Origin of the sequence: Pseudomonas sp. Bc-h (genome assembly GCF_002080045.1) — a bacterium.
In the GTDB taxonomy this organism is placed as follows: domain Bacteria; phylum Pseudomonadota; class Gammaproteobacteria; order Pseudomonadales; family Pseudomonadaceae; genus Aquipseudomonas.
In genome coordinates this window covers 1-26,627 of sequence record NZ_MUIN01000011.1, presented here as the reverse complement: position 1 = coordinate 26,627, position 26,627 = coordinate 1, and the positions used below count along the sequence as shown (strand labels likewise).

23 protein-coding genes, 3 tRNA genes and 2 pseudogenes are annotated in these 26,627 nt (G+C 60.4%); 26 read left to right on the top strand and 2 right to left on the bottom strand.

Annotated features, from left to right (window positions below; genetic code table 11):
- Genes mltG through BWR59_RS20380 form a run of 5 tightly spaced genes read left to right on the top strand, consistent with a single transcriptional unit; the run spans nucleotide 1 to nucleotide 4,103 of the window.
- Complete coding sequence (gene mltG / locus BWR59_RS20400) at nucleotides 1-1,254, top strand: endolytic transglycosylase MltG (protein ID WP_081567450.1); 1,254 nt, start codon at nucleotides 1-3, stop codon at nucleotides 1,252-1,254.
- Nucleotides 1,255-1,273: 19 nt separating this feature from the next.
- Nucleotides 1,274-1,918, top strand: coding sequence for a dTMP kinase (tmk, locus tag BWR59_RS20395; protein WP_081567449.1), 645 nt, complete (start codon nucleotides 1,274-1,276; stop codon nucleotides 1,916-1,918).
- A complete protein-coding gene (locus BWR59_RS20390; RefSeq protein WP_081567448.1) occupies nucleotides 1,911-2,897 on the top strand; it encodes a DNA polymerase III subunit delta' in 987 nt (328 codons plus the stop codon). Before tmk ends, BWR59_RS20390 begins: the two co-directional genes overlap by 8 nt.
- 43 nt (nucleotides 2,898-2,940) lie before the next feature.
- On the top strand, nucleotides 2,941-3,297 hold the full coding sequence (locus BWR59_RS20385; protein ID WP_037011754.1) for a PilZ domain-containing protein: 357 nt from the start codon (nucleotides 2,941-2,943) through the stop codon (nucleotides 3,295-3,297).
- A gap of 14 nt (nucleotides 3,298-3,311) precedes the next feature.
- Nucleotides 3,312-4,103: a TatD family hydrolase gene (locus BWR59_RS20380; RefSeq protein ID WP_081567447.1), complete on the top strand. Its 792-nt coding sequence runs from the start codon at nucleotides 3,312-3,314 to the stop codon at nucleotides 4,101-4,103.
- Between the two features lie 228 nt (nucleotides 4,104-4,331).
- Here BWR59_RS20380 and BWR59_RS20375 read toward each other — a convergent pair whose 3' ends face one another.
- A complete protein-coding gene (locus tag BWR59_RS20375) occupies nucleotides 4,332-5,465 on the bottom strand; it encodes an aminotransferase class V-fold PLP-dependent enzyme (RefSeq protein ID WP_081567446.1) in 1,134 nt (377 codons plus the stop codon).
- A gap of 76 nt (nucleotides 5,466-5,541) precedes the next feature.
- Here BWR59_RS20375 and BWR59_RS20370 point away from each other — a divergent pair, with 76 nt between their 5' ends.
- From BWR59_RS20370 to BWR59_RS20270, 21 genes and pseudogenes are all read left to right on the top strand, one after another.
- Complete coding sequence (locus BWR59_RS20370; protein ID WP_081567445.1) at nucleotides 5,542-6,204, top strand: TetR/AcrR family transcriptional regulator; 663 nt, start codon at nucleotides 5,542-5,544, stop codon at nucleotides 6,202-6,204.
- Nucleotides 6,205-6,346: 142 nt separating this feature from the next.
- Nucleotides 6,347-7,315, top strand: a complete 969-nt coding sequence (locus tag BWR59_RS20365; protein ID WP_081567444.1) for a radical SAM protein — start codon at nucleotides 6,347-6,349, stop codon at nucleotides 7,313-7,315.
- Between the two features lie 88 nt (nucleotides 7,316-7,403).
- Nucleotides 7,404-8,009, top strand: a complete 606-nt coding sequence (locus tag BWR59_RS20360; protein WP_081567443.1) for a DUF4823 domain-containing protein — start codon at nucleotides 7,404-7,406, stop codon at nucleotides 8,007-8,009.
- 10 nt (nucleotides 8,010-8,019) lie between these two features.
- A complete protein-coding gene (locus BWR59_RS20355; protein WP_081567442.1) occupies nucleotides 8,020-8,583 on the top strand; it encodes a DUF1285 domain-containing protein in 564 nt (187 codons plus the stop codon).
- Nucleotides 8,584-8,682: 99 nt separating this feature from the next.
- Nucleotides 8,683-9,693 carry an aspartate-semialdehyde dehydrogenase gene (locus BWR59_RS20350; RefSeq protein ID WP_081567441.1) on the top strand — a complete coding sequence of 337 codons (1,011 nt, stop codon included), beginning with the start codon at nucleotides 8,683-8,685 and terminating at the stop codon, nucleotides 9,691-9,693.
- Nucleotides 9,694-9,809: 116 nt separating this feature from the next.
- Complete coding sequence (locus BWR59_RS20345) at nucleotides 9,810-12,593, top strand: FimV/HubP family polar landmark protein (protein WP_081567440.1); 2,784 nt, start codon at nucleotides 9,810-9,812, stop codon at nucleotides 12,591-12,593.
- Nucleotides 12,594-12,773: 180 nt separating this feature from the next.
- On the top strand, nucleotides 12,774-13,598 hold the full coding sequence (gene truA, locus BWR59_RS20340) for a tRNA pseudouridine(38-40) synthase TruA (RefSeq protein ID WP_081567439.1): 825 nt from the start codon (nucleotides 12,774-12,776) through the stop codon (nucleotides 13,596-13,598).
- 59 nt (nucleotides 13,599-13,657) lie between these two features.
- A complete protein-coding gene (locus tag BWR59_RS20335) occupies nucleotides 13,658-14,278 on the top strand; it encodes a phosphoribosylanthranilate isomerase (protein WP_081567438.1) in 621 nt (206 codons plus the stop codon).
- Nucleotides 14,279-14,568: 290 nt separating this feature from the next.
- Nucleotides 14,569-15,489, top strand: coding sequence for an acetyl-CoA carboxylase, carboxyltransferase subunit beta (gene accD / locus BWR59_RS20330; protein WP_081567936.1), 921 nt, complete (start codon nucleotides 14,569-14,571; stop codon nucleotides 15,487-15,489).
- A pseudogene (folC, locus tag BWR59_RS20325) lies at nucleotides 15,486-16,792 on the top strand (bifunctional tetrahydrofolate synthase/dihydrofolate synthase). The gene accD and the pseudogene folC overlap by 4 nt, the downstream one beginning before the upstream one ends.
- Nucleotides 16,776-17,441, top strand: coding sequence for an SPOR domain-containing protein (locus BWR59_RS20320; protein WP_081567437.1), 666 nt, complete (start codon nucleotides 16,776-16,778; stop codon nucleotides 17,439-17,441). Before folC ends, BWR59_RS20320 begins: the two are co-directional and overlap by 17 nt.
- A 142-nt stretch (nucleotides 17,442-17,583) precedes the next feature.
- A complete protein-coding gene (locus BWR59_RS20315) occupies nucleotides 17,584-18,171 on the top strand; it encodes a CvpA family protein (protein WP_081567436.1) in 588 nt (195 codons plus the stop codon).
- A 12-nt stretch (nucleotides 18,172-18,183) separates the two neighbouring features.
- The gene (gene purF, locus BWR59_RS20310; RefSeq protein ID WP_081567435.1) at nucleotides 18,184-19,692 is read left to right on the top strand and encodes an amidophosphoribosyltransferase; all 1,509 of its coding nucleotides are present in this window, start codon (nucleotides 18,184-18,186) and stop codon (nucleotides 19,690-19,692) included.
- A gap of 21 nt (nucleotides 19,693-19,713) precedes the next feature.
- The gene (locus BWR59_RS20305) at nucleotides 19,714-20,925 is read left to right on the top strand and encodes an O-succinylhomoserine sulfhydrylase (protein ID WP_081567434.1); all 1,212 of its coding nucleotides are present in this window, start codon (nucleotides 19,714-19,716) and stop codon (nucleotides 20,923-20,925) included.
- Between the two features lie 9 nt (nucleotides 20,926-20,934).
- A complete protein-coding gene (locus BWR59_RS20300) occupies nucleotides 20,935-21,714 on the top strand; it encodes an SDR family oxidoreductase (protein WP_230982061.1) in 780 nt (259 codons plus the stop codon).
- A gap of 180 nt (nucleotides 21,715-21,894) precedes the next feature.
- Nucleotides 21,895-21,970, top strand: a tRNA-Val gene (locus tag BWR59_RS20295).
- A gap of 88 nt (nucleotides 21,971-22,058) precedes the next feature.
- Nucleotides 22,059-22,135, top strand: a tRNA-Asp gene (locus BWR59_RS20290).
- A 135-nt stretch (nucleotides 22,136-22,270) separates the two neighbouring features.
- A tRNA-Asp gene (locus BWR59_RS20285) sits at nucleotides 22,271-22,347 on the top strand.
- 147 nt (nucleotides 22,348-22,494) lie between these two features.
- Entirely contained in the window at nucleotides 22,495-23,448 is a 954-nt protein-coding gene (locus tag BWR59_RS20280) for an NAD-dependent epimerase/dehydratase family protein (protein ID WP_081567432.1), read from the top strand.
- Between the two features lie 105 nt (nucleotides 23,449-23,553).
- Nucleotides 23,554-24,819 (top strand): 3-phosphoshikimate 1-carboxyvinyltransferase, encoded by a 1,266-nt coding sequence (locus BWR59_RS20275; RefSeq protein WP_081567431.1) that lies wholly within the window; start codon nucleotides 23,554-23,556, stop codon nucleotides 24,817-24,819.
- Between the two features lie 271 nt (nucleotides 24,820-25,090).
- The gene (locus BWR59_RS20270; protein ID WP_081567430.1) at nucleotides 25,091-25,978 is read left to right on the top strand and encodes a DUF2242 domain-containing protein; all 888 of its coding nucleotides are present in this window, start codon (nucleotides 25,091-25,093) and stop codon (nucleotides 25,976-25,978) included.
- Nucleotides 25,979-26,190: 212 nt separating this feature from the next.
- Here the strand turns inward: BWR59_RS20270 and BWR59_RS20265 are convergent.
- Nucleotides 26,191-26,627: pseudogene (locus BWR59_RS20265) on the bottom strand (threonine ammonia-lyase, biosynthetic); the annotation flags it as partial.

Below are 26,627 nucleotides of genomic sequence, written 5' to 3'. Positions count from 1 at the left end.
GTGATCCGAAAATTATTCGTCTTGCTGGAAGCAGGTGTGGTTCTGGCGGGGCTGTTACTGGGTCTGGCCTTCTGGCAACAGAACAACGCGCTGCAACAACCTCTCAATCTCACTCAGGAACAACTTCTCGATGTGCCCTCGGGCTCGTCGCCTACCGGGGTGCTCAATCGCCTTGAGGCAGATGGCGTGATCAAGGACGCATTTCTGCTGAGGCTTTACTGGCGGTTCAATCTGTCCGGTCAGGCATTGCACAGTGGCGAGTACCGCATGACGCCGGGCATGGATGCGCGATCTCTGCTGACGTTGTGGGAAAAGGGCGAAGTCGTCCAATACAGCCTGACCCTGGTGGAGGGCTGGACCTTTCGCCAGGTGCGCGCTGCACTGGGTAGGCAGGCAAAGCTTGAGCAGACCCTGAGCAATCTGAGCGACAGTGAAGTGATGGCGAAGCTGGGCCATCCCAACGTGTTCCCTGAAGGTCGTTTCTTCCCTGACACCTATCGCTATGTGCGAGGCATGACCGATGCCGAGCTGCTCAAGCAGGCCTACAACCGCCTGGATGAAGTCCTTCAGGACGAGTGGGACAAGCGCGCCGCAGATGTGCCGTACGTTGACCCGTATCAGGCGCTGATCATGGCCTCGCTGGTTGAGAAGGAGACGGGTGTACCGCAGGAGCGCGGGCAGATTGCCGGCGTTTTCGTGCGTCGCTTGCAGTTGGGGATGTTGTTGCAGACCGATCCGACCGTCATCTATGGTCTGGGCGAGCGGTATAACGGCAAGATCACCCGCGCATTCCTGAAAGAAGCCACGCCTTACAACACTTATGTGATCTCCGGCCTGCCACCGACGCCCATTGCCATGGTGGGGCGCGAAGCCATTCATGCCGCCATGAATCCGGTACCGGGCAATAGTCTGTATTTCGTGGCGCGTGGTGATGGCAGTCATGTGTTCTCGGCGGATCTGGATGCCCACAACGCTGCGGTGAAGGAATTCCAGCTCAAGCGCCGTGCCGACTACCGTTCCAGCCCGGCGCCGATTGTTGTGCCGACACCGGGTGTCGATCCTGTGCCGGCGCAAAAGCCTGCCGTCGAGACTGCGCCAGAATCGACAAGTCCGGAAAAGTCACCGCCCGAGCCGGTAGTGCCTGACGAGAAGGCTGCAGAGCAAAAGCCGCCTGAACAGCCTGCCGCCGTACCGGAAACGACACCGCAAGTACCTGACGACGCCGAAAAGAAAGGCGAGCCGAGCCCGCAATGAATCTGATTAAGGACTGCCTGTGACTGGTTTGTTTATTACCCTGGAAGGTCCCGAAGGCGCGGGCAAGAGCACCAATCGCGAGTATCTGGCCGAGCGTCTGCGCGGTCATGGCATCGACGTCGTGCTGACCCGCGAGCCCGGCGGCACGCCGCTGGCCGAGCGCATTCGCGAGCTGCTGCTGGCGCCCAGCGACGAAGCAATGGACGCCGATACCGAGCTGTTGCTGGTGTTCGCGGCCCGCGCTCAGCATCTGGCGGGTGTGATTCGCCCGGCGCTGGCGCGAGGCGCGGTGGTTCTGTGTGACAGATTTACCGATGCGACCTACGCCTATCAGGGCGGTGGGCGTGGTCTGTCGGTCGAGCGCATTGGCGCGCTGGAACATTTCGTTCAAGGCGATCTGCGTCCCGATCTGACGCTGGTATTCGACCTGCCGGTGGAAATCGGTCTGTCCCGTGCCGCTGCGCGGGGGCGTCTGGACCGTTTCGAACAGGAAGGCCGTGGGTTTTTCGAAGCCGTACGCAGCACCTATCTCGATCGCGCTGCTGCCGCACGTGAGCGTTATCGTCTGGTGGACGCGGCCTTGCCGCTGGATCAGGTGCAGGCCTCCCTCGATACGCTGCTGCCGGATCTGCTCAAGCTGCTCGCGGAACGTCAACATGGCTGAGGCCTATCCCTGGCAGCAAGCGCTCTGGCAGCAACTGGCCGGTCGCACCCAGCATGCTCACGCCTACCTGCTGCATGGGCCGGCGGGTATTGGCAAGCGGGCGCTGGCAGAACGCCTGATGTATCTGCTGCTCTGTCAGCGACCGGAAGGGCTGGAATCCTGCGGGCATTGCAAGTCCTGTTCGCTGCTGACGGCGGGCAGCCACCCCGACAACTATGTGTTGGAGCCGGAGGAGGCGGACAAGGCGATCAAGGTCGATCAGGTCCGCGATCTGGTCAGTTTCGTGGTGCAGACCGCGCAGATGGGCGGGCGCAAAGTGGTGCTCATCGAGCCTGTTGAGTCGATGAACATCAACGCTGCCAACGCCTTGCTGAAAAGCCTTGAGGAGCCGTCGGGCAACACCGTATTGCTGCTGGTCAGCCACCAGCCGAGCCGTTTGCTGCCGACGATCAAGAGCCGCTGCGTGCAGCAGGCCTGCCCGTTGCCGAGCGAGGCGATGAGTGTCGCCTGGCTTGCGGATGCCCTGCCTGAATGCACTGAAGATGAGCGCGTCGAGTTGCTGACCCTGGCCGCAGGCTCTCCGCTGGCTGCGGTCAAGCTTCAGGCGCAAGGCGTTCGTGAGCAGCGTGCATTGGTGGTGGACGGGGTCAAGAAACTGCTCAAGGGCCAGCAGTCACCGACGCAATTGGCCGAAGGCTGGAAAGACATTCCGCTGTTGTTGCTGTTCGACTGGTTCTGCGACTGGTCGAACCTGATCCTGCGGTACCAGTTGACCGATGACGAAAACGGACTCGGTCTGGCTGATATGCGCAAAGTGTTGCAGTATCTGGCTCAGAAATCGGCTCAGACCAAAGTGCTGGCCATGCAGGACTGGGTGCTGTTGCAGCGTCAGAAAGTGCTGTCGAAGGCGAACCTGAACCGCGTTTTATTGCTCGAAGCGTTATTGGTGCAGTGGGCATCCCTGACCGGACAGGGTTAGACTGGCCATCTGCATGACATCAGTATTGCCAGAGGAAGTTGAGATGAGCGTGCCACTGAGCCCGGGTCCACGTAACGGCATCCTGTCCCTGACCATCAAGGACAAGTCTGTCCTGTATGCCGCCTACATGCCGTTCATCAAGAATGGCGGGCTGTTCATCCCCACCAGCAAAAGTTACAAGCTGGGCGACGAGGTGTTCATGCTGCTCAATCTGATGGATGAGCCCGAAAAGATCCCGGTTGCGGGCAAGGTGACCTGGATCACTCCGAAAGGCGCCCAAGGCAATCGCGCGGCGGGCGTCGGCGTGCAGTTCAATGACGGCGACAACACCGCCCGCAACATGATCGAAAACTATCTGGCCGGAGCCCTGAAGTCCGACCGTCCTACCCATACGATGTAAGTTGCTGCGATCCCATGCTTGTAGATTCCCATTGCCACCTCGATCGTCTCGATCTCACCGAACACGCCGGCTCCCTGGATAACGCATTGGAAGCAGCGCGCGCCCGGGGTGTGGGGCATTTCCTCTGCATCGGCGTCAGCGCCGACAATGCCGGTGCGGTCAAGGCGCTGGCCGAGCGTTATGACGATGTCGATTGTTCGGTGGGCATTCACCCGCTGGACCTCAAGCCCGGTGAAGAGCCTGCGATGGAGTGGCTGCTCAACGAGCTTAATCACCCGCGTGTAGTTGCTATCGGTGAAACCGGTCTGGATTACCACTACGAGCCAGAAGCTGCCGAGTTGCAGCAAGCGTCGTTCCGTTTGCACCTGCAAGCCGCCAACGTCACTGGCCAACCGGTAATCGTACATACCCGTGGCGCACGGGCGGACACGCTGCAGCTTTTGCGCGAAGCAGCTCTGCCGCAGGCCGGTGTTCTGCACTGCTTTACCGAGGACTGGGACATGGCCAGGGCTGCACTGGACCTGGGTTTCTACATCTCGCTGTCCGGAATCGTGACCTTCCGCAACGCCGACGCCTTGCGTGATGTGGCAAGCAAGGTGCCAGCTGACCGGCTGCTGGTGGAAACCGATTCGCCATACCTGGCACCAATTCCCTATCGCGGCAAGCCGAACCTTCCGCAATACGTGCGCGAAGTGGCAGAGTTTCTGGCGATGTTGCGCGGTGAAAGCTATGAGCGCTTTGCCGAGCAGACCAGTGAGAACTTCAAGCGCCTGTTCCCACTGGCGCGAGTCAAGTCCGCTGCCTGAGGGGCATAAATCGCAGGCAAAAAAAACCCGGGTTCTGGGGGGTGAATCCGGGTTAAGACCATTAGGAGTAAAACAAAGACACGCTATCCATGGGTGCCTTTACCGATGCCAGCACTTGGGGGAGATGCCGCATCAGCGAATTTAAGTATTGGTCATAATCCACAGGCGTCCAGCGCAAGGTTGTACGTTTTTTAAACAGTTTTGGAATATCAGACCGCTGCTGATACCTCAATGCATGGCAATGCGCTTCACTATGGCAAGAGTTTCTTCGATCACCCGCGACTGCGTATAGAAATGCGGCGAAAATCTTATCCCGGGCCCGCGCGGCAGGCACACCACCTGATTGCGCATAAGTTGTTGCCAGACGTCGGCTGTGGCGATGTGGTCCAGACTGAATGTCAGAATGCCCGAGCGCCTTTCGGTGGTCCGTGTGGAGTGCAAGCGCACGCCATCGATTGTGCTCAACCCTTCCTCCAGCCACATCACTCGATCGGTAACGGCTTTGCCGATCTGATCAATGCCCACTTCTTCCAGCAGCGACAGGCTCGCATCGAGTGCCATCACGCCAAGCGTGTTCAGGCTGCCGCACTCGAATCGCTGAGCGCTGGCGGCGGGTTGCCATTGATCGCGCTGGTAATCCCCTGAATGTTCGAGCATGTGCCAGCCGAACTCATGCAATTGCAGTTGTGGCCGCAGCTCGGCGCGGCAGTAGAACACCCCGAGACCTTCCGGACTGCACATCCATTTGTGACCATCGGCCATGGCGAAATCGCATTGGCTCGCCTGCACGTCGAAAGGCAGGGCGCCGATATGTTGAATCGCGTCGACGCAAAACAGCACGCCGCGCTGTTTCAGCCCTTGCCCGAGTCGCTCAATGTCAACGCGCGTTCCGGTGGCGAACTGGACCGAGCTTATGGAGAGCAGGCGCGTGCGCGGTCCACAGGCTGCCAGTAACGCACCCTCAGGATCAGCGCCCTGCAAGCTGACCTGAATAACCTCCACGCCTTGAGGTTTCAGCGCTTCCCAGACGACGCGGTTGGACGGGAATTCCTCGTCGCTGATGATCACGTTGTCGCCCGCTTTCCAGTCGAGGCCAAAAGCGACAAATGACAGGGCTTCCGAAGTGTTTTTGACCAGCGCGATGTCGTCGGTCGACAGTGCGTTCAAAAGCCGGGCAAGGCGTTCACGAAGCCGCTGCTCGACCTTCATCCAGTCTGGATAGTCCCGCGCCCCCAGTAGAACGTTCTCTTCAGCGAATTTTTGCACCGCAGCTGCCGTGCGTTTGGGCCAGGGACCGACTGCTGCATGGTTGAGATAACGCAAATCCCGGGCTTGGGCGAATTCGTCATGAAACGTATACATGGTCGGATGATCCGTGCAATTTGCTGCAAGTTAGGCATAATGTGCGGCTTCGATTTTGAACCCACAGCCCCCTCCTATGCAGAAAGAACCTCGTAAGGTCCGTGAGTTTCGGCGCCGTGAGCAGGAAATTCTCGATACCGCGCTAAAGCTGTTTCTCGAACAGGGTGAAGACAGTGTCACCGTCGAGATGATTGCTGATGCCGTGGGTATTGGCAAAGGCACCATCTACAAGCACTTCAAGTCGAAGGCGGAGATCTACCTGCGCCTGATGCTCGACTACGAGCGCGATTTGAACGAGCTGCTGCACTCTGCCGATGTCGACAAGGACAAGGAAGCGCTTTCGCGCGCCTACTTCGAATTCCGCATGCGCGATCCGCAGCGTTATCGCCTGTTCGACCGGCTCGAAGAGAAAGTGGTCAAGGGCAATCAAGTGCCCGAGTTGGTCGAGCAACTGCACAAGATCCGTGCCTCGAACTTCGAACACCTGACGCTGCTGATCAAGGGCCGCATCTCTGAAGGCAAGCTCGAAGACGTGCCGCCGTACTTCCATTACTGCGCGGCCTGGGCGCTGGTGCATGGCGCCGTGGCGCTTTATCACTCGCCGTTCTGGAGCAATGTGCTGGAAGATCAGGAAGGGTTCTTCCAGTTCCTGATGGATATCGGTGTGCGTATGGGCAACAAGCGCAAGCGCGACCCCGACTCCGGCCATGACCTCAAGCCGGAAATCGTCGGCGCCTGATCGTTTGGGCGCTGTTCAGCGGTTCGGCAGGCGCGCAAACGCGTCTGCCGGGCGAGCTGCTTTTCTTTGTCCGGAATGATGCTTGCCAAAATCTGATTTATGAGTCAGCTTTTGCCGCGCTGCATCATTCCCGGAGCTTCCCATGATCGTTGATCGCCAGGGCCGACGTTTCCGCAACCTGCGGATCAGTCTGACGTCTGCGTGCAATTACGCCTGTACCTACTGCGTGCCCGACGGCAAGCGGCTGGTGGCTGCGCAGAATGAATTGTCGGCTGAGGCAATGGCGCGCGGCGTGGAGTTCCTGATTGAGGCAGCAGGGATCGAGCGTCTGCGTATTACAGGTGGCGAGCCTCTGATCAGCCCCCGGCTGGAGCGCTTCATGGGCGAGGTGGGGCGGATGGGCTTGAGCGATATCAGCCTGACGACCAATGGCCAGTTGCTTACGCGCAAATTGCCGATTCTCCTGGAAGCCGGCATAAGCCGAATCAATGTCTCGCTCGATACCCTTGATCCCGCTGCCTTCCGCGCCATCGCCCGTGGCGGCGATCTGCAGACCGTGCTCGACGGCATGGAGCAGGCGAGGGCGGCGGGAATCCGGATAAAGGTGAACATGGTGCCGCTGCGCGGGCAAAACCTGGATCAGGTCATGCCACTGCTGAACTACTGCCTGGAGCGAGGATACGAACTGCGTTTCATCGAGCTGATGCGCATGGGGCATCTGGCCAGCGATCAGAACGGGTTCCTTCAGCAATTTGTCAGCCTGGCCCAACTGCTGTCGCTGATAGGCGAGCGCTACGAATATCTGCAGGCCGATGCCCCCGTGGACGCCACAGCGGTGCGCTACCGGATTCCCGGCGAAGGCCACTTCGGGGTGATCGCCAACGAAAGCGTGCCGTTCTGCCGCACCTGCTCGCGATTGCGTTTGTCTTCCACCGGATGGCTACACGGCTGTCTGTCTTCCAGCAATCGGCATTACGTCGGCGATCTTTTCGACAAGCCCCGGCATCAGGCGCTGCCGGCATTGCAGCGTTTGTTGATCAAGGCGCTGAATGACAAGCAGGCCGTGGCGTTTTCCGGCGGCGCGACGGTCATGAAGATCATCGGCGGCTGATGCCGGACGGCGCTTCCTCGAACATGGCGCAAAAGCTGCATTACCCGGCCATTCGCCGGTTTTCCGTCGCCGGACTTTGGAGGAAGTAATGCGTAGCCTGGTTTTACTGCTGACGTTGTTGGCATTGAGTGGCTGCATGCACGTCAGCGATCTGGCACAGGGTGCTCATGACGAGCTCAGCGATGCGGGCCTGCTGGACCACAGCTCGACGCGTCGCATCAATAATTTCCGTCTGCAGCCGGACTCGTTCATCTATATCGCCCAAGGTGCTTTCGCTCCGCCGGGCGGCGCCTATCCTCGCCCCAATGTGGTCGCCGAAGAGGCCTTCAACGGTTTCATCGAGTACTTCCCGATGGTCCGCCGCGCGCGTGCGCCGGAAGGGCTGGACGACGCCATGAACGAGGCACGAGCGGCTGGCGCGCACTACTTGCTCTACACCCGCTTCGCCAAGGCTGACGATCGCATCGGCAACTTTGACGAATGGTCTGACCAGGAGGCTGTGGATCGTTTGGGCATCGACAGTGGTGTCATTCAACTGATGCTGATCGAGACCAGCACCCGCTATCTCATCGATTCGGCGCGCATTCACAGCCGTGGCGGCTTGCTGACACTGCACGATACCAAGCCCGAGGATTTGCTAGGCCCGCCTATGGAGGATTACGCTCGTAGCCTGTTGGGCGTCGAAGCCCGCTGAGGAGTAGCGTATGAGTGGTCCGGGCAAAGCCAACGATCTGTTGGCGCAGATACCCAAGACCGGCAAGGGTTTGCCGCCTGTTCACCTGTGGAATCCGGATTTCTGTGGCGATATCGACATGCGTATCGCCCGCGACGGTACCTGGTTCTATCTGGGCACACCGATTGGCCGCAAACCGATGGTGCGTCTGTTTTCCACCATCATTCGTCGTGACGGCGACGATTATTTCCTGATCACCCCGGTTGAAAAGGTTGGCATCAAGGTCGACGACGCACCCTTCGTGGCGGTGTTGCTGGAGGTGGTGGGCGAAGGTGAGTCGCAAGTGCTGCGCTTCACCACCAACGTAGACGATGGGGTCGAGGCTGGGCCCGAACACCCATTAAGGGTAACGATCGATCCTGAGACTCAGGAGCCAGCGCCGTACGTTCATGTGCGCACCAACCTTGAAGCACTGATTCACCGCAACGTCTTCTATCAACTGGTCGATCTGGCGGTGTCCCGTGAAGTCGATGGGCAACGCTGGCTGGGTGTCTGGAGCGGTGGCGAGTTCTTTCCCATCGGCCTGGAACCCTGACCGGGCTCGAGCCGTGCGTGCTTCTATCAGGCCAGTTCAATTGCCTGGCCTGTCTCTCGCGGTTAAAGTGCCGCCCCCTGATTTTTCTGAGGTTTTTGCATGAGCCAGTCCTTTGATATCGCCGTGATCGGCGCCACCGGTACTGTCGGCGAAACCATCGTCCAGATTCTTGAAGAGCGCGACTTCCCCGTGGGTGAGTTGCATCTGTTGGCCAGCGCCGAATCCGCTGGCAGCTCGGTGCCTTATCGCGGCAAGAACGTGCGCGTGCGTGAAGTCGATGCCTTCGACTTCAGCAAGGTGAACATTGCTTTCTTTGCCGCCGGACCGGCAGCGACCCGCAGCTATGCCATGCGCGCGACGGCGGCGGGCTGTGCAGTGATCGACCTGTCCGGCGGTTTGCCGGTCGAGCAGGCGCCGAACGTGATCCCTGAGGTCAATGGGGCGTTGCTGTCGAATCTCCCCAAGCCTTATCAGGTGGCGTGCCCAAGCCCGGTTGCCGCGGCGCTGGCGATGGTGCTCGGCCCATTGCGCCCGTTGCTGGATATTCAGCGTATCAGCGTGACAGCGTGTCTGGCGGTGTCCAGTCAGGGCCGCGAAGGCGTGACCGAGTTGGCGCGACAGACTGCCGAGTTGCTCAACGTGCGCCCACTCGAACCGCGCGTGTTTGACCGCCAGATGGCCTTCAACCTGCTCGCTCAGGTGGGCACGCCTGACGCGCAAGGCCACGTGCCGCTGGAAAAACGTTTGGTCAGCGAGTTGCGTGAGTTGCTGTCGCTGCCTTTAATCAAGGTCGGCGTGACCTGTATTCAAGTCCCGGTGTTCTTTGGCGATAGCCTAAGCGTGTCGGTGCAGACAGCTTCTGCGGTGGATCTGGCAGCGGTCAATGCTGCGCTGGATGCGGCGGACGGGATTGATCTGGTGGACGCTGGCGATTATCCGACACCGGTCGGAGACGCCGTAGGACAGGACGCCGTCTATGTAGGACGTTTACGCGCGGGGATTGACGACGCCTGTGAACTCAATTGCTGGGTCACGTCGGACAATGTGCGCAAAGGCGCGGCGTTGAACGCTGTGCAGGTAGCTGAATTGTTGATAAAAGATGTTTCGTAAAAGATACTTGCCAACAATTCAAAGAATCATTCTAGCTGCGGCGTGTCGAAACGCCCTACGCCCTAGCAGGCTTCATCTTCTCGGTCGCCGGGGAAATTTTAAACAAGGGATGGGCTATGGTTCAGGTTCGTAAACTGGTTTTAGCGATTGCTGCGGCTTCGGCGCTGTCATCCGGGATGGCCCAGGCGCTCGGCCTCGGCGGTTTGACCGTCAAGTCGACCCTGAACCAACCGTTGCTGGCTGAAATCGAACTCACCGAGGTCCAGGATCTCAACTCTGCGCAGGTCGTACCGAGCTTGGCGACTTCCGCCGAATTTGCCCAGGCTGGCGTCGGGCGCATGGCGATTCTCGATGACCTCACGTTTACACCCGTGGTCAATCCCGCCGGCAAAAGCGTTCTGCGCATCACCTCGACCAAGCCGATTCGCGACCCCTATGTGAAATTCCTCGTGCAGGTGCTCTGGCCGAACGGGCGTGTGCTGCGCGAGTACAGCCTGTTGCTCGATCCGCCGAAATTCTCGCCGCAAGCGGCAGCGGCTGCAGCACAACTGCCATCTACCGCTCCAGGTACTGCGCCTGCTCAAGCCCCGGCCGCGCAGACCCCGGCGCCTGTTGACCAGGCGGCGAAGCCTGCGGCACCCGCCGAACCCAAGTACACCGAATACACCACCGCCAACAACGACACCTTGTGGGAAATCGCCCAGCGCGTGCGCAATGGCGGTACGGTTCAGCAGACGATGCTCGCCATTCAGGCGCTCAATCCGGACGCTTTCATCGGCGGCAACATCAACTTGCTGAAAAAAGGCCAGGTGTTGCGCCTGCCTTCCCCGCAAGAGGTGAGCGCTACGCCGCAGCCGCGGGCCGTGGCCGAGGTCGCCGAGCAAAATCGCGCCTGGCGTGAGGGCCGACGCATGCCGACCGGCGCGCGTCAGGTCGATGCGACTCGCCGTGACCGTGCCGGTGCTGCGCCTGCGCAGATTGACGCCAAGGACAATCTCAGTCTCGTCGCCGCCAACGCCAAGCCGGGTGCAAAGGGCGCCGCGGGCGACAATGCAGAGCTCAATAACAAGCTCGCCGTGGCGCAGGAAAGTCTCGACAGCACCCGTCGTGACAACGAGGAGCTGAAAAGCCGGATGGGCGATCTGCAAAGTCAGGTCGACAAGCTCAACCGCCTGATTCAGCTGAAGAACGACCAGTTGGCGAAGATGCAAGCTGCCGACGCGGTCGTGCCGCCACCCGCGGCAGACCCGAACAGTACGGTCAGCCCGAACAGCGTGACCAATCCGAACAATGCCGCAAACCCGGCGATGCCTGCCGAGATCGTGCCGCCGCCTGCCGCGCCGGACGCTGCTGGCAAGCCGCCGAATGAAATCGCCCCGGAAGACGCGCTGCCGGTCGATGGCGCCAAGGTCACCGGTGCAACTCCCGACCAGCCGCTGGCGGTCACGCCGCCGGATGCGGCCAACGGCGCCGATAACCAGAGCGCGCTGGACAAAATTCTTGCGAGCCCCGCGCTCATGGGCTTGATTGGCGGTGGTGCGCTGCTCGTGCTGCTGTTGCTGGTGTTGCTGTTGGTGCGTCGGCGTAATGCAATTCTTGAAGCAGAAAGGCATCGCGAGATGGCCCGCGCATTGTCGGAAGAATCCGATTTTGCGTCTGACATGGACATGCCTGAAAGCAGTTTCGAGGGTCTGGAGGTTCCTCCGTCCACTGTAAAGCAGGCACCGCTGGCGGCCGTCATCATTGAGCCGACCCGCGAACGTCCGACCGATGTACTCGTGCAGGCTGAAATCCATATCGCCTACGGCCGTAATAATCAGGCAGTGGCGTTGCTGGAAGAGGCCATCAAGGAAGAGCCTCAGCGCAGTGATCTGCGCCTCAAGCTTATGGAGATCTACGCGCAACAAGACAATCAGGCCGGTTTCGTCGCTCAAGAGCGGCAGTTGGTGGCTACGGGCAAAAACCACGCTGAAGTCGAGCACTTGAAGAGCCGTTTTCCGGCCATGGCAGCCGCGGCTGCCGCAGCTGCGGGTGTCGCAGCAGCGGCGGCTCTGGCGGCGGAAATGGACGCGAAGCACGTTGAAGACCTGCTCAGCGATAAGGCAGAACCCGAATCGGCGCCACAGCCTGCGGTCGAGCCTGTCGCCGAAGCGCCTGACGATTTCGATAACGACTTCGACCTGAGTCTGGATGACCTGGAGGCGGCGTCGCCTGCCGAGGTGAAGGATCACAGCGCGCCGGTTGCGGGCACCGGGCTCGGCGATCTGGATCTGGACGCGCCATTCGGGGGCTCGACTGCGGATGACCTGGATTTCGACGCGATTCTGCGCGAGCAGACTGAGGCCGGGAATACCGAGCCGACCGATCTTGCGGATTTCGACCTGAACCTGGCAGAAGATCAGCCGGGCCTGAAGGCCGAAGACGACTATCTTCTCGGCATGGAAGACGAACTGGGTGATCTGCCGGCCTTCGACGAGAAGGCCGACCTGGGCGCCAGCAAGCCTGCATCCGAAGATGACCTTGAGCTGCCAGCCGATTTCGATCTGTCCCTGGCCGACGAGATGGAGACCGACCAGGCGTCTGACGCGTTCGCGTCCGAAATCGACGACGTCAACGCCGAGTTGGAGCGTTTGTCGCAAACGCTTGAGCAGCCGCCGATTGCCAAGCCGTTTGACGATGCGCCTACCTTCAATGAGGACGACGCCTTGTTGGCGGACGACGAGCCAGAGTTCGACTTCCTGTCGGGCACCGACGAAGCGGCCACCAAACTCGATCTTGCCCGAGCCTATATCGAAATGGGCGATGCCGACGGCGCGCGCGACATTCTGGATGAAGTCGTGGTCGAAGGGGATGACGGTCAGAAGAGCGAAGCTCGGGAGATGCTTTCGCGACTCGCCTGATCGGGTTTTTGCTCTATCGAAAACGATCGCTTCGGCGGTCGTTTTTTTGTATCGGGAGTGTCCGATCACTACCAATGGCGTCTTTTTTCGCCATCCGTATAATGGCCGCCCTTGCGCATATCGACAGGCTTCCAGCTCTTGGCAACTACAGACACAGAGGCAGAGACAGCGGCAGCCGAAATGGCCGCCGCAGGTTTTTCCAGAATCGCACTGGGCGTGGAATACAAAGGTTCGCGCTACAGTGGCTGGCAGCGCCAGTCCACGGGCGTACTGACGGTTCAGGAAACCTTGGAAAATGCCCTGTCCAAAGTGGCGGACTCGCCGGTTTCGCTGATGTGCGCCGGCCGCACCGATGCTGGCGTGCACGCCTGTGGGCAGGTGGTGCATTTCGACACCCAGGCCGTGCGCACCATGAAAGCCTGGACCATGGGCGCCAACATCAATCTTCCCCACGACATCAGTGTGACCTGGGCCAAAGAGATGCCAGCGCATTTTCATGCGCGCTTCAAAGCCATCGCCCGGCGCTATCGTTATGTGATCTACAACGATCAGATCCGCCCGGCGCACCTGGGTCAGGAAATCACCTGGAACCACCGGCCGCTGGACGTCGAACGCATGGCGCTGGCAGCCGAGTATCTGGTGGGGACCCACGACTTCAGCGCGTTCCGTGCTGGTCAGTGTCAGGCCAAGTCGCCGATCAAGCAGCTCCATCACCTGCGCGTCACCCGGCACGGCAAGATGATCGTCATCGACATCCGCGCCAATGCGTTCCTGCACCACATGGTGCGTAATATCGCGGGCGTGCTGATGACCATCGGCGCGGGGGAACGGCCGATCGAATGGGCCGGCGAAGTGCTCGAAAGCCGAGTCCGTCGAACGGGCGGCGTAACAGCCCATCCATTTGGCCTGTATCTGGTGCAGGTCGAGTACCGCGACGAGTTTCCGCTGCCTGAGCGCTATATCGGTCCGCACTTTCTGACAGGCTTCACGGAACTTGGCGGCTGACGCCCGGATAAGCATTTGCTACCATCCGGGACTTTCGCAAGGCTTGAGGTTTTCACTACATGTCAGCCGTTCGCAGCAAGATCTGCGGGATTACCCGCATAGAAGACGCGATGGCCGCCGTCGACGCGGGAGCCGACGCCATTGGCTTCGTGTTCTACCCCAAGAGCCCGCGCGCCGTAACCATCGAGCAGGCCCAGGCAATCATCGCTCAGCTGCCGCCGTTCGTAAGCACGGTCGGATTGTTCGTGAATGCCGACCGTGAAGCATTGAAGGCATTGCTGGAAGTGGTGCCACTGGACCTCATCCAGTTTCACGGTGACGAAACCCCCGAGCAGTGCGAAGGCTATCAACGGCCCTACATCAAGGCTCTGCGCGTGCAGGCCGGTGATGACATCGCCGCCAGTTGCGCACTGTATGAAAAAGCCAGCGGCATCCTGCTGGACACCTTTGTTGCGGGCGTGCCTGGTGGCACCGGCGAAACTTTCGATTGGGCATTGATTCCAAAGCACCTGAGCAAGCCGATCATTCTGGCTGGCGGGCTGACTTCGGCTAATGTCTCTCAGGCCATCGCACAGGTGCGGCCTTATGCAGTGGATGTCAGCGGCGGGGTGGAAAAGTCCAGAGGTCTCAAGGATCACGACAAGATCCGCGCGTTCATGAGTGCGGTGCACGGAGCATGAGTGTTTTTTCAGGCGGCAGTGTTCGTCGATGTGACGGCTGACAGGCGGTCGCCGTCCACTAGCCTGCGACCACGGTTTGTGGGCGGCCAAAATTGAACAGGCGAAGACGTACGTGCGTCTCGCGACAAGAAGTTGAGGGTGGTGATCGACGAGTTGTCGGTTCAGCAGGTCAGGCCTTGCGCCGATCGTTGTACGACAGTTTGCGGCGCCGCACATGAAATTAGCTTAAGGGCATGCGCGTGGCATTGATCGCCACTGCGTTTTCGCCACCGGTACTGGAGAAAGAAAGCATGAGCAACTGGTTGGTAGACAAACTGATCCCTTCGATCATGCGTTCCGAGGTCAAAAAAAGCTCGGTACCTGAAGGCCTCTGGCACAAGTGCCCGTCCTGCGAGGCGGTGCTGTACCGGCCAGAGCTGGAAAAGACCCTGGACGTCTGTCCAAAATGCAATCACCACATGCGTATCGGTGCCCGCGCGCGCCTGAACATTTTCCTGGATGTCGAAGGGCGTCAGGAAATCGGTGCGGACCTCGAGCCGGTCGACCGTCTGAAATTCCGCGACAGCAAGAAGTACAAAGACCGCCTGACCGCTTCTCAGAAGCAGACTGGCGAAAAAGACGCTCTCATTTCCATGAGCGGTACCCTGCTGGGGATGCCGGTGGTGTGCAGCGCCTTTGAATTCTCGTTCATGGGCGGTTCGATGGGCGCCATCGTGGGTGAGCGTTTCGTTCAGGCCGCCAACTACGCACTGGAAAACCGTTGCCCGATGATCTGCTTCGCCGCTTCCGGTGGCGCGCGCATGCAGGAAGCCTTGATCTCTCTGATGCAGATGGCCAAGACCTCGGCTGTGCTGGCGCGTCTGCGTGAAGAAGGCCTGCCTTTCATTTCCGTGCTGACCGACCCGGTGTACGGCGGCGTGTCGGCGAGCCTGGCGATGCTGGGTGACGTCATCGTCGCCGAGCCAAAAGCCCTGATCGGTTTTGCCGGGCCACGCGTGATCGAGCAGACCGTTCGCGAAAAGCTGCCGGAAGGCTTCCAGCGCAGTGAGTTTCTGCTGGACCATGGCGCCATCGACATGATTATTCATCGTCAGGAGCTGCGTCAGCGTCTGGGTAACCTGCTGGCCCAGATGATGGGCCTGCCGACGCCTAAATTCGTCGCGCCGAAACTCGAGCCGATCGTTGTTCCACCGGCTCCGGCGAACATATGACCGCACGCTCTCTGAGCGACTGGCTCAGCTACCTGGAGCAACTGCATCCGTCTGCCATCGACATGGGGCTGGACCGGTCGCAACAGGTAGCGCTGCAGATCGGCCTGACCCGTCCTGCACCGCGCGTCATCACCGTCACGGGCACCAATGGCAAAGGCTCGACCTGCGCCTTCGTCGCTTCGTTGCTGCAGGCTCAAGGCCTGAAAGTCGGCGTCTACAGTTCGCCGCACCTGGTCCGCTATAACGAGCGGATGCAGCTGCAGGGCGTCGAGGCAAGCGACGAGCAGCTTTGCCAGGCCTTCGATGTCATCGAGAAGGCTCGTGGCGACATCTCGCTGACCTACTTCGAAATGGGCACGTTGGCAGCGTTCTGGCTGTTCGAGCAGGCAGCCCTGGACGCTGTGGTGCTGGAAGTCGGCCTGGGCGGGCGTCTCGATGCCGTGAACCTGATCGACGCTGACATGGCGCTGGTCACCAGCATCGGCGTCGATCATGCCGAGTGGCTGGGCAACACCCGCGAGTCGGTTGCATTTGAAAAGGCCGGTATTTTCCGCGAAGGCCGTCCTGCGCTGTGTGGCGACCTCGATCCGCCGCAGCCTCTGCTGGAACGCGCTCAGGCGCTGAACTGCCCGCTGTCGCTGCGCGGCAGTAATTTCGACCTGTCCGTGGGCGTAGACAGCTGGAACTGGTTCGGCACTGACGCCGGTGGTCAGCGCGTCGAACTGCGTGACCTGCCGCTGCTGGACCTGCCGATGCAGAACGCCGCACTGGCACTGCAGGCCTATCTGTTGATGGATTTGCCTTGGCAAGACGCATCCATTCGTGCGGCTTTGCGGAATACGCGCGTCACCGGCCGGCTTGATCGGAGAACGTTCGAGTGGCAGGGCAAGCAACTGCAGGTCTTGCTCGACGTGGGGCATAACCCCCATGCTGCGGTGTTTCTGGCTCAGCGACTGAATCAACGCCCCGTGCCTGGCAAGCGTCTGGCAGTGTTCGGACTGCTCAGCGACAAGGATCTGAACGGGGTGCTGGGCGAACTCACCGGCTGCTTCAGCAGTTGGACGGTGGCGCCGTTGCCAACGCCGCGCAGTCGGTCGGAGCAGGAGATTGCCACGGCGCTACAGAACCTTGGCGCGCAAGTGACGTCCTATCCCGGTGTCGCGCAGGCGCTCGAAGCGCAATGTGTGCACGCGACGGCAGATGACGAAATCGTTCTGTTCGGGTCTTTTTATTGCGTAGCCGAGGCCCTGGAATGGCTTGCTGGCGCGTCACGGAGGAAGTGACACATGGCTTTGCTGGATAAGGCGTACAAGCAACGCATGGTCGGCGCTCTGGTGCTGATTGCCATCGCGGTGATTTTCCTGCCGATGCTGTTTTCGCGTCAGGACGAAGCACGCCATGTGCAGGTGGATGCGCCTGCTGCCCCGCAAGCGCCAGTCGCACCCCAGATCAAGGTCGAGCCCGTCTCGGTTCCCGAGCAGCAGCCGCTGCCGCAAGAGCCTGTGCCGACCGACGACGAGCTCGCGCAGCCCGGCCAGCCGACGGTCAATCAGCAGCCGCCTTCGATGCCGATCGCGCCAGCACCTGCCAAGCCGGTTCCTGCTGCCAAGGCCGCTCCGGCACCCGCGCCGGCAAAACCGGCTCCGGCCCCTCAGGCCGCACCAGCGCCAGCCGCTCCGGCAGCTGATCCGAGTCGGGTCGATGCCAACGGTTTGTCGGTCACATGGGCCGTGCAAGTCGCCAGCCTGTCCAATCGGGCGAATGCCGACAATTTGCAGAAAACATTGCGCACACAGGGCTACAACGCTTATATCCGTACCTCGGATGGCGTCAACCGCGTGTTCGTGGGGCCGCTGATCGAGCGTGCCGAAGCCGACCGCCTGCGCGACCAGCTCGACAAGCAACAGAAGCTCAAGGGCATCGTCGTACGCTTCGTGCCAGAGCGTAAATAAGGGAAGGGTGGCGTTCGCCACCCCTTTCAACATCATCAAAGTCCAATAGTTCGCCTTAATTGGTCCCCACCCGCAATCCCTGCTTACCGCCGGACGAGCGCTCTGCTAAAATGCGCCGCCTCATCAGTCTGTAGGCTGCAACGTGTCATTTACTCCGGTTGACTGGGCGATCATTGCGATTGTCGCCATCTCCGCTTTGATCAGTCTCAAGCGCGGCTTCGTCAAGGAAGCATTGTCCTTGCTGACCTGGATCATCGCAGGTGCAGTTGCCTGGATGTTTGGCGGTTCGCTGGCCCAGTATCTGGTCAACTACATCGAGACACCTTCGGCCCGCGTGATTGCAGGCTGCACCATTCTTTTTGTCGCCACCCTGTTGGTCGGCGCCATGGTCAACTTTCTTATCGGGGAACTGATTCGCGTCACCGGCTTGTCCGGGACCGATCGTTTTCTGGGCATGGTCTTCGGTGCTGCGCGCGGAGGCCTGCTGGTTGTAGTAGCGGTAGGGCTGTTGAGCCTGGGCCCGGTACAACAGGATCAATGGTGGCAGCAGTCCAGATTGCTTCCCCAATTTGTCATGGTCGCTGACTGGTCGAAAAACCTGATTCTCGGGATGTCCAGCAAGTGGCTAGCCAGCGGAGTCAGCGTACCCGTTGATATCCCGTTCAAGGATCACCTCCTGCCGCCTATAACGCCGCAGGATGTGATCGGTAAATCCAGTTCCACTAAGTAGGGGTTGTGTCGCATGTGTGGCATCGTCGGTATCGTCGGCAAGTCGAACGTCAATCAGGCGCTGTATGACGCGCTCACCGTCCTCCAGCACCGCGGCCAGGACGCTGCCGGTATCGTGACCAGCCATGACGGCCGGTTGTTCCTGCGCAAGGACAACGGTCTGGTTCGTGATGTGTTCCACCAACGCCATATGCAGCGTCTGGTCGGCCACATGGGCATCGGTCACGTACGTTATCCAACAGCGGGCAGCTCGACTTCGGCCGAAGCCCAGCCGTTCTACGTCAACTCGCCGTATGGCATCACCCTGGCGCACAACGGTAACCTGACCAACGTCGAGCAACTGGCCAAGGAGATTTACGAATCCGACCTGCGCCACGTCAACACCAACTCCGACTCGGAAGTGTTGCTCAACGTCTTCGCCCACGAACTGGCCGTACGCGGCAAGCTGCAGCCGACCGAAGAAGACATCTTCGCGGCAGTGACCGACGTGCATAACCGCTGCCGCGGTGGCTACGCAGTCGTCGCGATGATCACCGGTTACGGTATCGTCGGTTTCCGCGACCCGGATGCCATCCGCCCGATCGTGTTCGGCCAGCGTCACACCGACGAAGGCGTCGAGTACATGATCGCCTCGGAAAGCGTCGCGCTGGACGTACTGGGTTTCACCCTGATTCGCGACCTGGCGCCGGGCGAAGCGGTGTACATCACCGAAGACGGCAAGCTGCACACCCGCCAGTGCGCCACCAACCCCAAGTACGCCCCGTGCATCTTCGAACACGTCTATCTGGCACGTCCGGACTCGATCATCGACGGTATCTCTGTCTACAAGGCGCGCCTGCGCATGGGCGAGAAGCTGGCCGACAAGATCCTGCGCGAGCGTCCGGATCACGACATCGACGTGGTCATCCCGATTCCCGACACCAGCCGTACTGCCGCTCTGGAGCTGGCGAACCACCTGGGCGTCAAGTTCCGCGAAGGTTTCGTCAAGAACCGTTACATCGGCCGTACCTTCATCATGCCGGGCCAGGCTGCGCGGAAAAAATCCGTACGCCAGAAGCTCAACGCCATCGAGCTCGAGTTCCGCGGCAAGAACGTGATGCTGGTCGACGATTCCATCGTGCGCGGTACCACTTGCAAGCAGATCATCCAGATGGCCCGCGAAGCTGGCGCCAAGAACGTGTATTTCTGCTCCGCGGCTCCGGCCGTACGCTTCCCTAACGTCTACGGCATCGACATGCCGAGTGCTCACGAGCTGATCGCTCACAACCGTTCCACCCAGGACGTGGCCGACCTCATCGGTGCCGACTGGCTGGTCTATCAGGACCTGAGTGACCTGATCGAGGCGGTCAGCGGTAGCAAGAAGATCAAGATCGATAACTTCGATTGCTCGGTCTTCGACGGCAAGTACGTGACCGGTGACATCGACGAGCATTATCTGAACAAGATCGAGCAGGCGCGTAACGACGCCTCCAAGGTCAAGACTCAGGCCGTCAGTGCGATCATCGATCTGTACAACAACTAATTCAGACAAGGAGTAGACGGCATGACTCAGCAATGGGATGCCGGTCGACTGGACAGCGATCTGGAAGGCGTGGGTTTCGATACCCTCGCCGTACGCGCTGGTCAGCACCGCACGCCGGAGAGTGAACACAGCGATCCATTGTTCTTCACGTCCAGCTACGTGTTCCGCACGGCAGCCGACGCCGCCGCCACGTTCGCCGGTGACATGCCGGGCAACGTCTATTCGCGATATACCAACCCCACGGTGCACTCCTTCGAAGAGCGCATCGCCGCGCTGGAAGGTGGCGAGCAGGCCGTGGCGACGTCGACGGGCATGTCGGCGATCCTCGCAACTGTGATGAGTCTGTGCAGCGCCGGCGATCACGTGCTGGTGTCGAAAAGCGTGTTCGGTTCGACCATCAGCCTGTTCGAGAAGTACTTCAAGCGTTTTGGCGTGCAGGTCGATTACGTTCCGCTGGCTGAACTGTCCGGTTGGGACGCGGCGATCAAGCCCAACACCAAGCTGTTGTTCGTCGAGTCGCCGTCTAACCCGTTGGCCGAGCTGGTGGACATTGCCGCGCTGGCCGACATCGCTCACGCCAAAGGCGCGATGCTGGTGGTCGACAACTGCTTCTGTACCCCTGCGTTGCAACAGCCTTTGCGCATGGGCGCGGACGTGGTCGTGCATTCGGCGACCAAGTTCATCGACGGTCAGGGGCGCGCCATGGGGGGCGTGGTTGTGGGTCGTAGCGAGCAGATGAAGGAAGTCGTCGGTTTCCTGCGCACTGCCGGGCCGAGCTTGAGTCCGTTCAACGCCTGGCTGTTCCTCAAGGGCCTTGAAACCTTGAACATCCGCATGCGTGCCCATTGCCAGAGCGCTCTTGAACTGGCGCAGTGGCTGGAGCAGCAGGACGGCATCGAGAAGGTGCACTACGCCGGCCTCGAAAGCCATCCGCAGCACGATCTGGCCAAGCGTCAGCAGAAGGCCTTCGGCGCAGTGGTGAGCTTTGAAGTCAAAGGCGGCAAAGACGGTGCCTGGCGCTTCATCGACGCTACCCGTTTGATTTCGATCACCGCCAACCTGGGCGATACCAAGACCACCATCACTCACCCGAGCACTACGTCCCACGGGCGTCTGTCGCCGCAGGAGCGTGAAGCCGCCGGTATTCGCGACAGCCTGATCCGGGTTGCCGTGGGTCTGGAAGACGTCGCAGACCTCAAGGCCGATCTGGCGCGTGGTCTGGCTGCGCTGTGAGTGATGCCTGTGAGTGACTTAGTGGTTGAAGCTGCCGGTGTGCACAACGGTCGTGTGGCGTTGGTCACTGGCGCGGCGCGGGGTATTGGTCTTGGCATTGCTGCCTGGCTGATCACCGAGGGCTGGCAGGTGGTGCTGACTGATGTTGATCGTCAGCGTGGTGACACGGTGACGCAGGTGCTGGGCGAAAACGCTTCGTTCATCGCCATGGACGTTTCCAGCGAGGAGCAGGTGGCCAAAGGCGTTGCCGAGATCCTGGGCATGTTCGGCCGCCTCGATGCGCTGGTCTGCAACGCGGCAATTGCCGAGCCACGCAACACCGTTCTGGAGAGCCTGGACCTGGCGCACTGGAATCGGCTGCTGGCGGTCAACCTCACCGGTCCCATGTTGCTGGCCAAGCACTGTGCGCCGTATCTCCGCGCTCACGGTGGCAGCATCGTCAATTTGAGTTCCACCCGTGCCCGGCAATCTGAACCGGATACCGAGGCCTACGCGGCGAGCAAGGGCGGTCTGCTGGCACTCACCCACGCCCTTGCCATCAGCCTTGGCCCGCAAGTGCGGGTCAATGCGGTGAGCCCGGGTTGGATCGATGCCCGTGATCCTTCCCGGCGTCGTGCCGAACCCTTGTCCGACGCCGATCATGCGCAGCATCCGGCGGGCAGGGTAGGGACAGTGGAAGACGTCGCGGCGACTGTAGCCTGGTTGTTGTCGAAGAATGCCGGGTTCGTGACCGGACAGGAATTCGTCGTCGACGGCGGCATGAGCAAGAAAATGATTTACGTTGAATGAATGAGCAGCCGTACTGCTACAAGTAATCGCTGCATGCAAGAGCGAGCCTGACGGCTCGCTTTTTCATTTTCGGCGTGCGACCGGCAATGTCACTTTTTTGAGGCTTCTGAAAAAAACTTCAAGCAGGGTATTGACTTAGGTTAGGTACCTGCGTAAATTTCGCGGCCTCAGCGAAGCAAAGGGTGATTAGCTCAGCCGGGAGAGCGTCTGCCTTACAAGCAGAATGTCGGCGGTTCGATCCCGTCATCACCCACCATCGTTGAGCGCTGAGTAGTTAATACTACGAAGTTTGGAATACACGCTGAAGGTTACTGAGATTCAGCAGGACGCAAGTCCACAACTGCGCAGCGGTAGTTCAGTCGGTTAGAATACCGGCCTGTCACGCCGGGGGTCGCGGGTTCGAGTCCCGTCCGCTGCGCCATATTTTCCAGATCGGACTTTGTTTTTCAAAGCACGGTTTGAGATTGAAAGCTTCAGGCGATCAATCAGAGTTATACGAAGCAGGCACTCGATGCCGGTTTCAACAGAGTTAAACAGATGAAAGTCTGTGCGACACGCAGCGGTAGTTCAGTCGGTTAGAATACCGGCCTGTCACGCCGGGGGTCGCGGGTTCGAGTCCCGTCCGCTGCGCCATACATAGCCTCAAGGCCCTTGAACTCCTTGAAGCGACAAAGAAAGCGACCTAAGGGTCGCTTTTTTTGTGCCTGCGAAAAGTTGTCCGCGCCTTCGTGGGCGCTGCGTTTATCATTCGGACAATCAATGGATAGCGAGTCTCGAGTCATGCGGATACTGGTCACAGGCGCCACTGGATTTATTGGCACTCGGCTCTGCGAGCTGCTGATCAGTCAGGGGCACGCCGTCATCGGCGTTTCTAGAAGCGGTGGAGGCGGCGTCGCAGGCGTCGATTATCGCGTGGCGGATTTCGCCAACGCAGCGGCGATCCGGGAGAGTCTGGCAGCCGTCGACTGTGTCGTGCATCTGGCGGGCAGGGCGCATGTCCTGAGCGACCGGGGCGATTCCCTTGATCTGTTCCGCAGCGTGAACCGCGACGCGTCTCTGCAGCTGGCACGCTTGGCCATGGAAGCCGGTGTCGGGCGTTTCGTCTTCATCAGCTCGATTGGCGTCAATGGCAATGAGAGCGTGGGGCAGCGCTTCACCGAAGACTCGACCCCAAGCCCGGCCGCCGCCTACGCCCGCTCGAAACTGGAAGCGGAGGAGGGCCTGTGCGAGCTACTTCAGACTGCCGACATGCAACTGGTGATCATCCGTCCTCCGCTGGTGTACGGGGCCGACGCGCCAGGCAATTTCGGAACCTTGTTGAAAGTGGTCAATAAACGCATCCCCAGCCCCTTTGCGGCAGTGCGTAACGCCAGAAGCATTGTCTCGCTGGACAATCTCGCCCAGTTGATCTCACTGGCGGCGCAACATCCTGATGCCGCGGGCCAGTTGTTTCTGGCTTCGGATGGCAGCGATGTTTCCACGCACCAAATGCTCGGTGCGCTGGCCCAGGGCATGCAGAAACGGCAATGGTCGATCCCTGTCCCGCAAGGGCTGCTGGCGCTGTTGCTCAAACTGGCGGGCAAAGGGGATATGTACACGCAATTGTGCGGTTCGCTGGTGGTGGATTGCTCCAGGGCGCGGAAAGTATTGGGGTACGAGCCCGATACCGACACTTTGAGGGCGTTGATGCAGGTCGGCCGCGAGTACCGCAGCCGTCACAAAAGCAGCACTTGAAACGGGCTGACTGCGTGGCAACGCATTGCTGCAGATCGTGTCGAGAAATGCCATGATTGCCGGCTAGTCAAAGCGGCGCTGATTTCGAATTTGGAGAGCTGGACCATGGGCATGAACCAAACCATCACTGTGATCCCGCCGGGTGTGCCGTTGACAGGGCATGTCGCACCACCTGGCTCGAAGTCGATCACTAACCGTGCGCTGCTGCTCGCGGCGTTGGCCAAGGGCACCAGCCACCTGCGCGGCGCGCTGAAAAGCGACGACACGCGGCATATGTCCAACGCGCTGCGGCAGATGGGCGTGACCGTCGACGAGCCGGACGACACCAGCTTCGTGGTCACCGGCAGTGGCAGCCTCACCATTCCCGAGGGCCCGCTGTTTCTGGGGAATGCGGGCACCGCAGTACGTTTTCTGACGGCAGCGGTGTGCACGGTCAACGGCAGCGTCACGCTGGACGGCGATCATTACATGCAGAAGCGCCCCATTGGCCCGTTGCTCGAGTCCCTGCGTAAAGGCGGTCTGAACGCCGAGAGCGCCACCGGTTGCCCGCCTGTGATCATCCACGGCACCGGTTCGATCAAGGCCACTCGCTTCGAAATCGACGGCGGTCTCTCCAGCCAATACGTGTCGGCGTTGTTGATGGTTGCGGCCTGTGGCGATGCGCCGATTGAAGTCGCGCTGACCGGCAAGGAAATCGGCGCCCGCGGTTATATCGATCTGACCATCGCCTGTATGCGCGCTTTCGGTGCCGAAGTCGAGGTGGTGGATGAATCACTGTGGCGTGTGTCGCCGACTGGCTACACCGCCTGCGATTATCAGATCGAACCCGATGCCTCCGCCGCCACTTATCTGTGGGCTGCCGAGGCGCTGACCGCTGGCAAGATCGATCTGGGCGTGGCCGCCAAAGCATTCACCCAGCCCGACTCCAAGGCCATGGACGTGATCGCGCAATTCCCGAAAATGCCTGCAGTGATCAACGGCTCGCAGATGCAGGACGCCATCCCGACGTTGGCGGTACTGGCTGCATTCAATGAGACGCCGGTGCGCTTCGTCGACCTGGCCAACCTGCGAGTCAAGGAATGTGACCGGGTTCAGGCATTGCACGACGGCCTGAATCAGGTGCGTTCAGGTTTGGCGACAGTGGAGGGCGACGATTTGCTGGTGGCGTCGGACCCAGGCCTTGCCGGCACCAACAGCAACGGGCTGATCGACACCCATTCCGACCACCGCATCGCCATGTGCTTCGCGCTGGCTGGGCTGAAAGTTTCTGGTATTCGTATTCAGGACCCGGATTGCGTCGGCAAGACCTATCCCGGCTACTGGCGAGCGCTGGAGTTCCTTGGCGTGCGTCTGGAGCACGGCGAGGTCTGATCACCTCAAGCGGTAGCCAAGCGAGGCGGGAAACACGACCGTCAGTCGAATGCCGATGCCATTCGGCGAATTTCACCCAAGGTGCGTCAATGCGCGGCGGTTGCTCCCATACCGCCGCGCAGTGGGCCTAGAGACGGTGGATATCCTTTGAAAATCCTCGATGTATCGACATCCTTTCAAACTCTGCGTTGATCCCACGCGAGCCTTGTTGCAGACTACCGGCGATTTCTCCGGTCCACTGTTCAGTCGACCTTTTTTCCCGGGATGTTTGATGTCTAAATTACTGAGCTTTCGTACCGCGTGCTGGGTATTGGCCCTGCTGGCCGCCGCAGGCTGCTCGTCAAAGAAACAGGCTATTTACGAGCACGAGAATTTCGATGACGCAGGAACGTTCTCGCGCAGCTATCCGGTTTCCGATGCCGCCAGTTGTGAAGCCGGTCGCCGTGCGTTGCTGAGTCAGGGCTACATCATCACCAGCAGCGACCCGAAGATCATCAGCGGCCACAAGAGCTTCCAGCAGACTGGCGAGACCCACATGGAGATCAGCTTCAATGTGGTCTGCGCAGCTGATGGCAGTTCGGACACCAAGGCCACCATGTTCGCCAACGCTCTGCAGGACCGTTACGCGCTGAAGAAGGTGAACAACTCGGCGAGTCTGGGAGTGGGCGTGTTGGGTTCTGTGTCGATGCCGATTGGCTCCACGGATGACTCGATGGTCAAAGTTGCCAGTGAGACCGTGGCGTCCGACAAGTTCTACGACCGTTTCTTCGCCCTGGTGGAAAACTTCCTGCCGCCTGAGGTGAAGAAAGCCGCGCACATTGTAGAAAAGCCCAAGGCTGATATGGGCATGCCGGAACCGGCGCCTGCCGCTAAAGCCGCTGCGCTGACTGAGCAGAAGCCTGTTGAAGCACCGGCGGCTGCACCCGTAGCACCCGCTGCTGTACCTGCGCCGTTAGCCACGCCGACCACGACGCCTGCCGCCTCAAACGAACAGAGCAGCGAGCCGGTGCCGGCGCCTGCCGAGCCTGAGCCGTTGAAAGCCGAGACTGCGGCACCTGCAGAAGTGGCACCGACCCCTGCACCGACAGCGACTCCCGAAGTGAGTGCTCCATTGGCAGAACCGGCGCCCGTTTCCGAGACGACGACACCGGCTCAGTAAGCCTGAATCTGTAGCAGTACGGCCGGCGGCGCTCCGCTCGCCGGCGGTAGCTATTTTCAAGCCGCCACCGCGCTTCAAGCTACCCCCTGATTTCGTGGGAGGGAGCTTGCTCGCGAATGCGTCGGACCTGACAGCATCGCTGTGTCGGACCCAACGCATCGCGAGCAAGCTCCCTCCCACAAGTGCGTAGCGCTGCCGACGATATCGTGTTCTCAGCCCAAAAACAGTCTGTACGCCGGGTTATTCGTCTCGTCCCAGTACGGGTAACCGATCTCCGCCAGCGCCTGCGGCACCAGATGCCGTTCATCCTCCGGCACCACCAGCCCCGCGACCACTCGCCCGTCCGCCGCACCATGATTGCGGTAGTGGAACATCGAGATATTCCACTTGCCGCCCAGCTTGTTAAGGAAGTTGAACAGCGCGCCCGGCCGCTCAGGGAATTCAAAGCGCAACACCACCTCATCGCTGACCCGCTCCGAATGCCCGCCGACCATGTGCCGCAGGTGCAGCTTGGCCAGTTCGTTATCGGTCAGGTCCAGCACCGGGAAGCCTTGCGCGCCAAGGCTGGCGATCAGGGCCTTGCGCGGGTCGTTCTCAGGGTGCGTCTGCACGCCGACGAAGATGTGCGCCTCGCGGTCGGTGTGGTAGC

Bases quoted from the DNA above. Each gene is read 5' to 3' on its own strand.
- BWR59_RS20390 (WP_081567448.1), top strand. From the start codon at position 1,911: ATGGCTGAGGCCTATCCCTGGCAGCAAGCGCTCTGGCAGCAACTGGCC.
- BWR59_RS20280 (WP_081567432.1), top strand. From the start codon at position 22,495: ATGCGGATACTGGTCACAGGCGCCACTGGATTTATTGGCACTCGGCTC.
- BWR59_RS20355 (WP_081567442.1), top strand. From the start codon at position 8,020: ATGAGTGGTCCGGGCAAAGCCAACGATCTGTTGGCGCAGATACCCAAG.
- purF (WP_081567435.1), top strand. From the start codon at position 18,184: ATGTGTGGCATCGTCGGTATCGTCGGCAAGTCGAACGTCAATCAGGCG.
- BWR59_RS20385 (WP_037011754.1), top strand. From the start codon at position 2,941: ATGAGCGTGCCACTGAGCCCGGGTCCACGTAACGGCATCCTGTCCCTG.
- BWR59_RS20275 (WP_081567431.1), top strand. From the start codon at position 23,554: ATGGGCATGAACCAAACCATCACTGTGATCCCGCCGGGTGTGCCGTTG.
- accD (WP_081567936.1), top strand. From the start codon at position 14,569: ATGAGCAACTGGTTGGTAGACAAACTGATCCCTTCGATCATGCGTTCC.
- BWR59_RS20335 (WP_081567438.1), top strand. From the start codon at position 13,658: ATGTCAGCCGTTCGCAGCAAGATCTGCGGGATTACCCGCATAGAAGAC.
- BWR59_RS20270 (WP_081567430.1), top strand. From the start codon at position 25,091: ATGTCTAAATTACTGAGCTTTCGTACCGCGTGCTGGGTATTGGCCCTG.
- BWR59_RS20320 (WP_081567437.1), top strand. From the start codon at position 16,776: ATGGCTTTGCTGGATAAGGCGTACAAGCAACGCATGGTCGGCGCTCTG.
- truA (WP_081567439.1), top strand. From the start codon at position 12,774: ATGGCCGCCGCAGGTTTTTCCAGAATCGCACTGGGCGTGGAATACAAA.
- BWR59_RS20305 (WP_081567434.1), top strand. From the start codon at position 19,714: ATGACTCAGCAATGGGATGCCGGTCGACTGGACAGCGATCTGGAAGGC.
- BWR59_RS20380 (WP_081567447.1), top strand. From the start codon at position 3,312: ATGCTTGTAGATTCCCATTGCCACCTCGATCGTCTCGATCTCACCGAA.
- BWR59_RS20360 (WP_081567443.1), top strand. From the start codon at position 7,404: ATGCGTAGCCTGGTTTTACTGCTGACGTTGTTGGCATTGAGTGGCTGC.
- BWR59_RS20350 (WP_081567441.1), top strand. From the start codon at position 8,683: ATGAGCCAGTCCTTTGATATCGCCGTGATCGGCGCCACCGGTACTGTC.
- BWR59_RS20375 (WP_081567446.1), bottom strand. From the start codon at position 5,465: ATGTATACGTTTCATGACGAATTCGCCCAAGCCCGGGATTTGCGTTAT.
- BWR59_RS20345 (WP_081567440.1), top strand. From the start codon at position 9,810: ATGGTTCAGGTTCGTAAACTGGTTTTAGCGATTGCTGCGGCTTCGGCG.
- BWR59_RS20365 (WP_081567444.1), top strand. From the start codon at position 6,347: ATGATCGTTGATCGCCAGGGCCGACGTTTCCGCAACCTGCGGATCAGT.
- BWR59_RS20370 (WP_081567445.1), top strand. From the start codon at position 5,542: ATGCAGAAAGAACCTCGTAAGGTCCGTGAGTTTCGGCGCCGTGAGCAG.